Origin of the sequence: Luteococcus sp. (assembly GCF_043424415.1) — a bacterium.
Taxonomy (GTDB): domain Bacteria; phylum Actinomycetota; class Actinomycetes; order Propionibacteriales; family Propionibacteriaceae; genus Luteococcus.
On the sequence record NZ_JBHWOO010000103.1, the window covers coordinates 1 to 12,705 of the forward strand.

Sequence of the window (12,705 nt, forward strand, 5' to 3'; positions counted from 1 at the left end):
GGCCGCCGGCGGCACCGTCTCGGCCAGGTCCTCGTCGCGGCTCATCGCGGAGGCGAAGAGCACCGGGATGATCGCGAAGAAGGGCCACACCAGCAGGGCGACCAGGCTGTGCAGCTGGAAGTCGATCGGCACCACGGCGCCGGCCCCGGCTTGCGCGATGCGGGCGGCGAAGTCGTGCGGACCCATCAGGGTGCCGACCCACCAGCACAGCAGCGCGCCCAGCAGGCCGCCGCCCATCGCCACCAGGCACACGGGCCAGCCCAGCCGCCGGAACCAGCGCCAGGCGCACAGCCCGATGCCGAGCCCGACCACGGCTCCCACCAGGCAGAAGACGGCGTCACTGGCGAAGACCAGGGCCAGGCCCCGCTCCGAGGTGGTGGCATTGCCGTTGGCGTCGACGTGGTAGCTGGGCAGCGGCACCACCAGGTTCCACAGTGCTCCCCCCACGCCCCCAGCCAGCATCGACAGCAGCCAGAAGACGGCGAGGCTGCGCACCAGCGGGCGCGCGAACAGTCCCGTCGAGCGGGGCGCGCGGGCATAGGCGTCGTTCTCCAGCACCTGCGCCTGCTCCAGGGCACTGTCCCCCGCGGGGATGGTGGGACTCACCGGGTCTCCTTCCGTCGACGCACGAGCCTACTCACGATGCCAGGCAGGACGGCCCCAGCAGGGCCTTGAGGTCTGCCATCAGCGGCTGCGAGGCGGTCACGCGCAGCGTCTGGTCGAGCCGGAACAGGGTGCTGCGGTTCTGCCCCAGCAACCGCAGGTGCACCTCGGTCATGCCCGGATGGTTGCCGAGCACCTCCTTGAGCTGGTCCACCACCGGCGGCGTGCACCGTCCGGCGGGCAGCTGCAGCACCACCGGGCCGGTGGGGCCCTCGGTGATGTCGGGGATGGTGATCTCCTGCACCTGCACCTCGGCGGCGTCCTCCTTCTCGCGGACGCGGCCACGCACCCGGATCACCTGGTCGGTGGCCAGGTGCATCGCCACCTGCTCGTAGACCTTCGGGAAGCACAGCACGTCGACCGATGCCTCCAGGTCCTCGACCGTGATGATCGCCCACACTGCACCGGTCTTGGTCTGCTTGCGCTGGACGCTGGTGATCATGCCGCAGATGTTGAGGATGGAGTCGCGGGGGCCGTCGGGGGCCACCAGGTTTCCGATGGAGATGTCGCGCTCCTTGTCCAGGATGTGCTCCATTCCCTGCAGCGGATGGTCCGAGACGTAGAGGCCCAGCATCTCGCGCTCGAAGGCGAGTTTGGTGCGCTTGTCCCAGTCCTCGATCTCGGGGACGGTCTCGCGCTGCTGCACCGGCTCGTCGGCCTCGGCGGCCAGGCCGAAGTCACCGAAGAGGTCGTCCTGGCCATTGGCCTGGTTGCGCTTGAGGTCGATCACCTGGTCGACGGCGGCCTCGAAGATGCTCATCAAGGCCCGGCGCGAGTGGCCCAGCGAGTCGAAGGCGCCGGCCTTGATCAGCGACTCGATCATGCGCTTGTTGCAGACCTGCAGCGGCACCTTGTCGAGGAAGTCGTAGAAGTCGGTGAACTCCCCCTCGGTGGTGCGGGCCTCGACGATGCCGGCCACGACGTGGTCGCCGACATTGCGGATGGCGCCCAGGCCGAAGCGGATGTCCTCACCGACGGCGGTGAACTCCAGCTCCGAGGTGTTGACGTCCGGCGGCAGCACCTTGATGCGCTGGGCGCGCATGTCGCCCAGGTAGATGGCCATCTTGTCCTTGTCGTCGCCGACGCTGGTGAGCAGCGCAGCGCCGTACTCGGCCGGGTAGTTGGCCTTCAGCCAGCCCGTCCAGTAGGAGACCAGGGCGTAGCCGGCGGCGTGCGACTTGTTGAAGGCGTAGCCGGCGAAGGGGACCATGACGTCCCACAGGGTCTTGATGGCGTCGTCGGAATAGCCGTTGGCGGCCATGCCGTCGTGGAAGTGGTTGAACTCCTTGGCCAGGATCTCGGGCTTCTTCTTGCCCATCGCCCGTCGCAGCAGGTCGGCGCCGCCCAGCGTGTAGCCCGCGAGCTCGCGGGCGATCGCCATGATCTGCTCCTGGTAGACGATCAGGTGGAAGGTGTCGCCGATCAGCGGGTCCAGGGCCTCCTTGAGCTCCGGGTGGATCGGGATGATCTCCTGTCGCCCGTTCTTGCGTTCGGCATAGGCGATGTGGGCATTGGCGCCCATCGGGCCGGGACGGTACAGCGCCAGGACGGCGGTGATGTCGTCGAAGCCGGTGGGACCCATCTGGCGCAGCAGGGAGCGCATGGCCACACCGTCGAGCTGGAAGACGCCCAGGGTGTCGCCTCGGGCGAGCAGCTGGTAGGTCTTCTCGTCGTCCAGCGCCAGCGTGGACATGTCGAGCTCGATGCCCTTGTTCTGCTTGATGATCTGGACGGCGTGGTCCATGATGCCGAGGTTGCGCAGGCCGAGGAAGTCCATCTTCATCAGCCCCATCTCCTCGAGCTGGGGGTAGGCGAAGCCCGCGATGATGGTGCCGTCCTTGTCCCGCTTGTGCATCGGGATCACGTCCAGCAGCTTCTCGCTGGACAGGATGAAGGCGCAGGCGTGCACACCGGTGCCGCGCATCAGGCCCTCCAGGCCCAGGCCGGTGTCGATGACCTTCTTGACGTCGGCCTGGGTGTTGTAGAGCTCGCGGATCTCGTTGCCCTCCGCGTAGCGGGGGTGGTTCTCGTCGAAGAGGTCCTTGAGCGGGACACCCTTGCCCATCACGTCGGCGGGCATGGCCTTGGTGATCTTGTCACCCAGGCCGAAGGGGTAGCCGAGGATGCGGTTGGCGTCCTTGACGGCGGCCTTGGCCTTGATGGTGCTGAAGGTGTTGACCTGGCTGGTGTAGTCCTCGCCGTACTTGTCGGTGACGTAGTCGATGACCAGGTCGCGCTTGCGGTCGTCGAAGTCGAGGTCGATGTCGGGCGGGCTGATGCGCTCGGGGTTGAGGAAGCGCTCGAAGAGCAGGCCGTGCTCCAGCGGGTCGATCTGGATGATGCCGGTGAGGTAGGCGATCATCGAGCCGGCGGCCGATCCTCGTCCGGGGCCGACGGCCACGCCCATCTCGCGGGCCTTGTTGCAGATGTCGGAGACCACCAGGAAGTAGGAGCTGAAGCCCAGCGGTTCGATCACCTTCAGCTCGGTCTCGACGCGCTCCAGCACGTCGGGACGCTCGGCGTCGCCGTAGCGCACCTTGATGCCCTCGCTGACCTTCTTGCGCAGCCACGACTCCTGGGTCTCGCCCTCGGGCACGTCGAACTGCGGCATGCGGTCGACGTGCTTGAAGACCTCGTCGTAGCTCTCGATGCGCTCGGCGATGGCCAGGGTGTTGTCGCAGGCGCTGGGCAGCTCCTTGAAGAGCTCGCGCATCTCCTCGGAGGTCTTGATGTAGTAGCCGGAGCCGTTGAAGCGGAAACGGTTGGGGTCGTCCTTGTTGCGGCCCACGCCGACGCACAGCAGGTCGTCGTGGCTGTCGGCCTGGTCGGGGGTGACGTAGTGCGAGTCGTTGGTGGCCAGCAGCGGGATGTCGAGCTTCTTGGCCAGGCGCAGCAGGTCTTCGCGGACGCTGCGCTCGATGTCGATGCCGTGGTCCATCAGCTCCAGGAAGTAGTTCTCCTTCCCGAAGATCTCCTGGTAGGCGGCTGCTGCGGCGATGGCCTCGTCGAACTGGCCCAGCCGCAGGCGCGTCTGCACCTCGCCGGAGGGGCAGCCGGTGGTGGCGATGATGCCCTTGGAGTACTGGCTGATGATCTCGCGGTCCATGCGGGGTTTCATGTAGTAGCCCTCGAAGCTGGCCAGCGAGCTGAGCCGGAAGAGGTTGTGCAGGCCCTCCGCGTTCTGGGCCAGCATCGTCATGTGGGTGTAGCGGCCGCCGCCCGAGACGTCCTTGCCACCTTCCACGGAGGCGTCGGTGCCGTCATGGCGGCCCTTGGCCCAGAACTCCTGGCTGCGGGAGTGGCGCGACGAGGGAGCCACATAGGCCTCGATGCCGATGATCGGCTTGACGGCATGCTTCTTGCTGGTGGCCTGGAACTCGTAGGCGCCGAACATGTTGCCGTGGTCGGTCATGGCGATGGCGGGCATGTTCTGGCGCTCGACCTCGGCGAAGAGCTTGGAGTTCTTGGCGGCACCGTCGAGCATCGAGTACTCGGTGTGGGTGTGCAGGTGGACGAAGGAATCGACCATGGGGGTGGCGGCCCTCTTTCTGGTGGTGCTCGTCCCGGCAGCCGGTGATGGGCCGGGACCGACAATCTACCTCGCCGCGGGCGTCGAACACGCCCCGGCCGCCACCCCCCGTGGTTCAGCCCTTGATGCACAGCAGGGTCTGGAGCCGCGCCACCACCTCGACCAGGTCAGCCTGGGCGCCGATCACGGTGTCGATGTCCTTGTAGGCGGCGGGGATCTCGTCCACCACGCCGGCGTCCTTGCGGCACTCGATGCCCTCGGTCTGGGTGGCGAGGTCGTCGGCGGTGTACTTGCGCCGTGCCGCATTGCGCGACATCCGCCGGCCGGCCCCGTGCGAGGCCGACTGGTAGGAGGACTCGTTGCCCAGGCCCCGCACGATGTACGAGCCGGTGCCCATCGAGCCGGGGATCACGCCCAGGTCACCGGAGCCCGCCCTGATGGCGCCCTTGCGGGTGACCATCAGCTCGAGCCCGTCGTGCTCCTCCACCGCCACGTAGTTGTGGTGGCAGCGGATCGGGGCCTCGAAGGCGATGCCGTCGATGCGGTGGGCGAGCTCGTCGCAGATGGCGGCCAGCATCACGTCCCGGTTGAGCAGGGCATAGGACTGTGCCCACCACAGGTCGTGCAGGTAGGCCTCCATCTGGGGTGATCCGGCCAGGAAGACGGCCAGGTCACGGTCCGGCAGGTCCTGGTTGTGGGGCAGGGACTGCGCCACCTCCATGTGCACCTGCGCCAGCCGGTTGCCGGTCCCCCGGGATCCGGAGTGGAGCGTCACCCAGACCCGGTCGTCGTCGCCGGCGCACAGCTCGATGAAGTGGTTGCCACCACCCAGCGTGCCCACCTGCGTGATCGCCTTGCGACGCGCCTCGCTGGTGCGTGCCGCCTGCGTGATCTCGCCGGCGCGCAGCTGGTCGAAGTCGTCGATGGTGCGGGCGAAACGGTCGGCGAGGTCGTCGTGCTTCACCAGGGTCCGCGGCTCGTCGCGGTGGCTGCTGAAGCCCACCGGGATGCCCCGCTCGATCTCGAGCCGCAGCGTGCGCAGGTCGTCGGGCAGCTGGTCGGGGCGCAGGTTGGTGCGCACCGCGGTCATGCCGCAGCCGATGTCGACGCCCACGGCCGCCGGGGCGATGGCCTGCCGCATGGCGATCACCGAGCCGACGGTGGCGCCCAACCCGTAGTGGACGTCGGGCATCACCCGGACGCCGTGGGTCCAGCCGAGGCCTGCGACGGTGCGCAGCTGTTCGCGCGCCTGCTGCTCGATGTCGGTCTCGTCGGCCCACATCAGGGTGTTGTCGGTGCCGCTGAGGGGCACCGGGTAGGTGGTCATGCTGGTCTCCTCCTGGAGGCAGTGGTGCACGTGGTCGACCGTCGACTGCTCCCGGGTGGTGCACCCCACGGTGGCCGACGATGGTGGTCGGAGCGTGTGGGGCAAGGGGTGGAGAGGAGTCGCGGCGGGCGGGCCGTGCTGGGGCGGGACGGGTCCCGGGCTCAGCGGTGCAGCGCGGCTGTCGGTTCGGGGCATGGCTGCAGGACGCTTCGGCGCTCCTGCAGCTGCTCGAACACGGTCGACTCCTCGATCAGTGGGGATCCGGTGTGGACTCCCCCGCGCCCGGATGGCGCAGGCTCCAGTCTGGACGGGCAGGCCAGAGGTGGGCAACCGATTTTTCGGGCTCGCCGCACGGGCCGTGCCACGCCCAGTCCCTGCCCCCGAGGAGATCCGATACGAGTCATCGGGAGGGGCGGGACCAACAGTTGGCGCGCCCATTTCCTGGACCCTGTGTGGCCAAGGGCTGTGGGAAACGACGGCGCGTGCCCTCATGACCAGACTTCAGGATGTCGAGCGCTGGACCGCCCTGTGCCATTCGTCGCGGTGTGTGGCGATGAATCTGGTGGTCCCGGCCCAGTGTTCTCCATGACCTTCGCGGAACATGGTCGCCCACGGTTCGTGGCCCGTCGAGTGGGCCTGCTCGAGGTGCGACCACATGGCCTGTGACCGGCGCTCCAAGGCCTCGGGAAGCGCCACCCGTAGGTCGTCGTCCGCGTCGTATCCGTCAACGAAGCAGCGCAACCGATCAGCACTCGCGACCACGTCAGCGCCCGGGAAGAGATGGGCAAAGGCAATGGCCGAGTAGGCCAGGTCCCACAGCCGGCTACTGGGACCGGCACCATCCCAGTCGATGAACACGAGGCGATCACCATCGATGACAAGATTCCAGGTGGCCAGGTCGTTGTGGCAGACCAGATCTGGTTCGGACGCGGGGAGCAGGACTCCCCAGGCAGTGTCCACGGGAAACGTGGCGCTGGCGTCATGGATTCGACGAACGAGTGATCCCACGCGCTCGATGGTGGCCAGATCGAGCGGAGCGCGGTCCATGGCGAGGCTTCCGGGCACGTAGTCGAGGATGACCCGCCCGAGACTGTCGCGGCCATGGACATGAGGGACATCCAGCCCTGCAGCTTCAAGGTGCGCCAGATAGCTGATCATGCGCGAGGTGGTGGGTAGCCACGGCTTGCGAACCGTGTCACCGATTCGGACCACTCGGCCTGACGCGTTTCCACCCGCCAGTACCTCTTCGTCACGGATGCCCATGTCCTCGAGTGTGGCAGGGCACTCGGCTCGGGCACACAGGAAGACCCACGGTCAGGGCGCACGGTCCGGGCGCTGCAGCCTCACGCCGCCATTGCGACTGCGACGGTCCGCGCGGTGACGGGATTGTGGACGAGCCAACTTCGAGAAGGAGTGACGAGGTACTGGTACCCGTCGGGTGATCGCCACCAGAAGACACCGGGCGAGAGTTGCCGTAGTCGCCACCCGCCATGGGTCTTGGCGCGGTGGACCCGCCGGGAGAGTGGGCCCAGGTTGTCGGCGCGGGTGGGCGGGGCCTCGACAGGCTCGGCCGACGCCAGCGGAGGATCGGCCGACGCCAGTGGAGGATCGGCCGACACCAGTGGACGCTCAGCCGACACCAGTGGACGCTCAGCCGACGTCGGAGAGGACTCGGCAGCCGTGATGGAAGGCTCCGTTGCCGCGGGAAAGACCGGATGCCATGGATCGGTGTGGTCCAGGTCGCAGGACCGGCTGCCGCGCGCAGAACCGGGAAAGACCTCCACCGGATTGCGCAGCCCCACGGCGCGGCGCATCCGCTCCCCCCACCTCGTAGGCATCGCTGGCCGGGATCGCCTCGGGGTCCAGGACCGGCCGGACAGTGATGCGGGTGTGCCCGACGAGTTCGGCGAGCCAGTCGGCGAGCACGGGCATCGCCCACCCCGTCCGGCTGGCCTCCAACCGGCCCAGCCCCTCGCCCTCGGCAAGCACGGTGCGGTCGACGTGGACGGCGACCTCCACCTGCGGCATCAGCGTCTCCGGATCCGCGGTGACCTTCCCACAGACATGACCGCGCTGCCCGCGGGCGGGGCATTCCACGTCGAGGTCACCGTCCTCCACCAGGGCTGGAATCTCGTCGAGCAGGCTGGCCTGCAAGAGCTGCAGTGCCCGGGCTGGCGAGGCCAGCAGGCCCAGTCCCTGGGCGCGTCGCACCTGCAGCGGCTCGTCACTGCCACCGGTGCGCAGTATTCCCGCGACACGGTCGAGCTGCGCATCAAGGAAGATCGCATCCACCGAGGCCAGCTGCCCCGAGAGTGCGGTGACGCCGTCATGCGAGCCGTCGAACCACACGCCGCGGTGCTCCAGCGCCTCCGCACGGCGCCGCGCGGACAGCTCGTCGGGCAGCAGCTCCAGCACCCAGCCCCCACACAGGGCCAGCAGTCGCTTCGTCGAGATCCCCGTCGCCAGCGGCGCGAGCCGACGGTCGAGTTCGAGCGCAGCGTCGCGCCCCAAGTTCCTCGCCTCGCGCACCACCATCCGTGCCACACCGATCCGCACCTCGCCATCGGCGCACAGCCGGAAGAGTCCGGGCATCCGGTGGCGCAGCGCCAAGGCATCCCCGATCATCAGCCGCGCCGACTCGGCCGAGACGTTCAGCCGCGCCGCCAGCTCCAGGTGGGCGAACTCCGCCACACCCGGCGTCCCGTCACCACCCGGGAAGTCCAGTTCTTCCGCACCGGGCAGCCCCGGCCGCGCGGTGCTCGCCACGGCATGCAAGTCGGCAAAATGCGCACACAGCAGGACCGACTCGGCCTCCAGCGCCCAAGCTCGGCGACGGGCATCGGCAACGGCCTCGACGGTCTGGGCCGAGCCCCAGCCGAGCTCGGCAGCCTCCTCCAGTCCGGTCATGGTCACCTCCTCGCACGCCTCGAATCGTTCGAACTTGTGTTCCAATCATATCGGCACAGCCCTTGCCGCGTCAGCCGATTTCGAATCTTTGTTCGACAGAATCTCGCAGCATTACCGCGCTCGGTGCCGTAGCCTCGCACCGACGAGAGGACACCCATGGACTTCGTGGCCGACTGCAGCCGCTGTGCTGGACTGTGCTGCGTCGCACTGTCCCGCTCCCGTGCTGGGGGCTTCGGCGCCGACGCACCGGCAGGCACCCCCTGCCACCACCTGCAGGCCGACAACCGGTGCGAGATCCACTCCCGCCTGCGCCAGGAGGGCTGGCCTGCGTGCACCGTCTTCGACTGCTTCGGCGCCGGCCAGCAGGTGACCCAGGTCACCTTCGCCGGGGGCGGCTGGCGAGAGGACCCCGACGTGGCCCGCGACATGTTCGCGGCCTTCGCCACGATGCGGCACCTGATGGAGATGCTGCGCCTGCTCACCGAGGCCCGCGGCCTCGCCTCCGGGGGCACTCTGCACCAGGTGACCGGGCTGGTCGACGAGCTCACCGTCCTCGTCGACTCCCCCGCTGCCCAGGTCACCGGCTCCGACATCCCCGCGCTGCGGGCTCGCGTCGGAGCGCTGCTGTCCAGCGTGAGCGAGGCCCACCGCTCCCCCGGCCGCTCATCGCGACGACTGCGCCCGGGAGCGCACCTGCTGGGCGCCGACCTACGCGGCAAGGACCTGTCGCGGTTCAGCCTGCGCGGCGCGCTGCTGATCGCCGCCGACCTGCGCGGCGCACGGATGGAGCGCACCGACCTGCTGGGTGCAGACCTGCGCGATGCCCGGCTCGATGACGCAGACCTGCGCGCCGCGATCTTCCTGACCCAGCAGCAGCTAGACGGCGCCGTCGGGTCGTCGCGCACCCTGCTGCCGGTTGGCCTGCGCCATCCCGAGCACTGGACCTGAGCCCACCCAGGACGTGACGGTGCCCGCCCCCAGGAAGGAGGCGGGCCCCGTCATGCACGGCGTCGCGATCAGGCCATCAGCTGGCGAACCTCCGGCCCGATCGGCCGGGGCAGGCGGCTGTGGCCCTCGGTGAGCAGGTTGTCCACGCCGTGGGCGGCGGCACGTCCCTCGGCGATCGCCCACACGATCAGCGACTGGCCCCGGCCGCAGTCACCCGCGGCGAAGACCCCGGGCACGCTGGTCTGGTAGTCGTCGCCGCGCTGCACGTTGCCGCGCTCGTCGAGCTCCAGGCCGAGCTCGGCGACGATCCCGTCGGGCTCGGGGTGCACGAAGCCCATCGCCAGCAGCACGAGGTCTGCCTGCAGCTCCCGCTCGGTGCCCTCGACCGTGACCAGCCGGCCCTTCTCGAAACGCACCTCCGACAGGCGCAGCCCGGTGACGTGGCCGTCCTCGCCGAGGAACTCGGAGGTGTTGACGGCATACATCCGCTCACCGCCCTCCTCATTGGCCGAGGCGATCCGGTAGATCATCGGGTAGGTGGGCCAGGGCTGGTGCTCGGGACGGGTCTCGGGCGGCTGCGGCATGATCTCCAGCTGGGTCACCGAGGCCGCACCCTGGCGCAGGGCGGTGCCGAGGCAGTCATTGGACGTGTCGCCGCCGCCGATCACCACGACGTGGTTGCCGCGGGCATCGATCTGGTCGGCCGGCGGCTCGGGGGCCGACAGGGCCTGGGTGGCCTGGGTCAGGTAGTCCATCGCCTGGTGGATGCCGGCCAGCTCACGGCCCGGAAGGGGCAGTTCACGCGGCACGGTGGAGCCGATGGCGAGCACCACCGCGTCGAAGCGTTCCAGCAGCTGCTCCCCGGTGATGCCACCGACGGCGTCGGCACCGGGCCCGATCGGGGTGTTGGCCTTGAAGACCGTCCCCTCCAGGCGCATCTGCTTGAGCCGACGGTCGAGGACCGCCTTCTCCATCTTGAACTCGGGGATGCCGTAGCGCAGCAGGCCGCCGATGGCGTCGGCCCGCTCGTAGACCACCACGGTGTGCCCGGCCCGGGTGAGCTGCTGGGCGGTGGCCAGGCCCGCCGGCCCCGATCCGACGACCGCGACGGTCTTGAGCGAGTGCCACTGCGGCTGCTGGGGCACCACGCGCAGGTCGTCCCAGGCCTTGTCGATGATGGAGACCTCGATGTTCTTGATGGTCACCGGCTCGCGGCTGATGCCCACCACGCAGGCCGTCTCGCACGGTGCCGGGCACAGCCGCCCGGTGAACTCCGGGAAGTTGTTGGTGGCGTGCAGGCGTTCCAGGGCATTGGTCCACTCGTCGCGCCAGACCAGGTCATTCCACTCGGGGATCAGGTTGCCCAGCGGGCATCCCGTGTGGCAGAAGGGGATGCCGCAGTCCATGCAGCGGCTCGCCTGGTCGCTGATGATCGGCAGCAGGGCCCGGCCGGGCGTGCCCGGGTAGACCTCCTGCCAGTCGGCCAGCCGCTCCTCGACGGGGCGACGTTCAGCCAGCTGGCGCTGCCTGGTGATGAATCCGCGCGGATCAGCCATGAGCTGCCTCCATCATGAGATCGGTCATTTCGTCTTCCTTGATGCCGGCGAGGAGGGCGTCCTCGCGGGCCTTGATGACCCGGGCATAGTCGCGCGGGAGGACGGTGGTGAAGTGGTTCGAGAGCCAGCCGTCGTCGTGCTCCAGCAGGCCGGCTGCGACGGTGGAGCCCGTCTCGTCGCGGTGCAGGGTGAGCAGTTCCCTGATCCTGGCGATGTCCGCGCCGGTGGCGGGGTGGGCGTCGACCAGTTCGGTGTTGAGCCTGGCCGGCTGCAGGTCGAGCACCCAGGCGGTGCCGCCGCTCATGCCGGCCGCGAGGTTGCGGCCGGTCGGGCCCAGGATCAGCGCCTCGCCGCCGGTCATGTACTCCAGTGCGTGGTCGCCCACGCCCTCGACGACGGCGGTGGCACCGGAGTTGCGCACCATGAAGCGCTCCCCCACCAGGCCGCGCAGCAGGATCTGGCCGCTGGTTGCGCCGTAGCCGATGACATTGCCGGCGACGATCTGGGTGGCGGGGTCGAAGCTGGCCTCCGGCCCGGGGGCGACGACCAGCCGACCGCCGCACAGGCCCTTGCCGACGTAGTCATTCGAGTCGCCCACCAGGCGCAGCGTGATGCCGCGGGGCACGAAGGCCCCGAAGGACTGCCCGGCGGTGCCGGTGAGGGTGAACACGATGGTGTCGTCCTCCAAACCCTTGCCACCGCTGGCCATGGTCACCTCGTGGCCGAGGATGGTGCCGACGGTGCGGTCCACGTTGCGGATCGGCAGCGTGTGCGCCACCTGCTGCCCCTGCTCGAGGGCGGGACGCGCGAGCTCGACCAGCTGCTGGTCCAGCTTCGCCTCCAGGCCATGGTCCTGCACGGTGGTGGCGTGCAGCGCGGTGCCCTCGGGCACCTCGATGCGCTCCAGCACCGGCGAGAGGTCGAGGCCCTGCGCCTTCCAGTGGCCGACGGCCTGCCGGACGTCCAGCGCCTCGACGTGGCCGACGGCCTCCTGGATGCTGCGGAAGCCGAGCTCGGCGAGGATCTCGCGCACCTCCTGGGCGATGAACTCCATGAAGTTCACGACGTGGTCGGCCTGCCCGTGGAAGTGCTCGCGCAGCGCCGGGTTCTGGGTGGCGATGCCCACCGGGCAGGTGTCCTTGTGGCAAACGCGCATCATGATGCAGCCGCTGACCACCAGGGCGGTGGTGGCGAAGCCGAACTCCTCGGCGCCCAGCAGGGCGGCGATGACCACGTCGCGGCCGGTCTTGAGCTGGCCGTCGCACTGGACGACGACCCGGTCGCGCAGGCCGTTGAGCAGCAGGGTCTGCTGCGCCTCGGCCAGGCCGAGCTCCCACGGCCCGCCGGCGTGCTTCAGCGAGGTCAGCGGCGCCGCGCCGGTGCCGCCGTCGTGGCCGCTGATCAGCACCACGTCGGCCTTGGCCTTGGCGACGCCGGCCGCGACGGTGCCCACGCCCACCTCGGAGACAAGCTTGACGTGCACCCGGGCTGACGGGTTGGCGCACTTGAGGTCGTGGATCAGCTGCTTGAGGTCCTCGATGGTGTAGATGTCGTGGTGCGGCGGCGGGGAGATCAGGCCGACGCCGGGTGTCGAGTGGCGGGTCTTCGCCACCCACGGGTAGACCTTCGGGCCGGGCAGCTGGCCGCCCTCGCCGGGCTTGGCGCCCTGGGCCATCTTGATCTGGATGTCGGTGGCATGGCTGAGGTACTCGCTGGTGACGCCGAAGCGGCCGCTGGCCACCTGCTTGATGGCGCTGCGGCGCTGTGGGTCGTGC

8 protein-coding genes are annotated in these 12,705 nt (G+C 69.3%); 1 reads left to right on the forward strand and 7 read right to left on the reverse strand.

The window, feature by feature from the left end; all coding sequences use genetic code 11:
• From ACHFFZ_RS06350 to ACHFFZ_RS06370, 5 genes are all read right to left on the reverse strand, one after another.
• Positions 1 to 606, reverse strand: a 606-nt coding sequence (locus ACHFFZ_RS06350) for a hypothetical protein (RefSeq protein ID WP_394275816.1), incomplete at its 3' end; no start/stop codon positions are given.
• Positions 607 to 637: 31 nt separating this feature from the next.
• The gene (gene dnaE / locus ACHFFZ_RS06355) at positions 638 to 4,192 is read right to left on the reverse strand and encodes a DNA polymerase III subunit alpha (protein ID WP_394275817.1); all 3,555 of its coding nucleotides are present in this window, start codon (positions 4,190 to 4,192) and stop codon (positions 638 to 640) included.
• A gap of 115 nt (positions 4,193 to 4,307) precedes the next feature.
• The gene (locus ACHFFZ_RS06360; protein ID WP_394275818.1) at positions 4,308 to 5,519 is read right to left on the reverse strand and encodes an RtcB family protein; all 1,212 of its coding nucleotides are present in this window, start codon (positions 5,517 to 5,519) and stop codon (positions 4,308 to 4,310) included.
• 501 nt (positions 5,520 to 6,020) lie between these two features.
• Positions 6,021 to 6,782 (reverse strand): phosphotransferase, encoded by a 762-nt coding sequence (locus tag ACHFFZ_RS06365; protein WP_394275819.1) that lies wholly within the window; start codon positions 6,780 to 6,782, stop codon positions 6,021 to 6,023.
• Between the two features lie 387 nt (positions 6,783 to 7,169).
• Complete coding sequence (locus ACHFFZ_RS06370) at positions 7,170 to 8,426, reverse strand: DUF222 domain-containing protein (RefSeq protein ID WP_394275820.1); 1,257 nt, start codon at positions 8,424 to 8,426, stop codon at positions 7,170 to 7,172.
• A gap of 156 nt (positions 8,427 to 8,582) precedes the next feature.
• On the opposite strand from ACHFFZ_RS06370, the gene ACHFFZ_RS06375 reads away from it, so the two are divergent.
• Positions 8,583 to 9,374, forward strand: coding sequence for a pentapeptide repeat-containing protein (locus ACHFFZ_RS06375; protein ID WP_394275821.1), 792 nt, complete (start codon positions 8,583 to 8,585; stop codon positions 9,372 to 9,374).
• 68 nt (positions 9,375 to 9,442) lie between these two features.
• On the opposite strand, the gene ACHFFZ_RS06380 is transcribed toward ACHFFZ_RS06375, so the two are convergent.
• Positions 9,443 to 10,930 carry a glutamate synthase subunit beta gene (locus ACHFFZ_RS06380; protein ID WP_394275822.1) on the reverse strand — a complete coding sequence of 496 codons (1,488 nt, stop codon included), beginning with the start codon at positions 10,928 to 10,930 and terminating at the stop codon, positions 9,443 to 9,445.
• On the reverse strand, positions 10,923 to 12,705 hold a 1,783-nt coding region (locus ACHFFZ_RS06385), incomplete at its 5' end, for a glutamate synthase-related protein (RefSeq protein WP_394275823.1). The genes ACHFFZ_RS06385 and ACHFFZ_RS06380, both read right to left, overlap by 8 nt.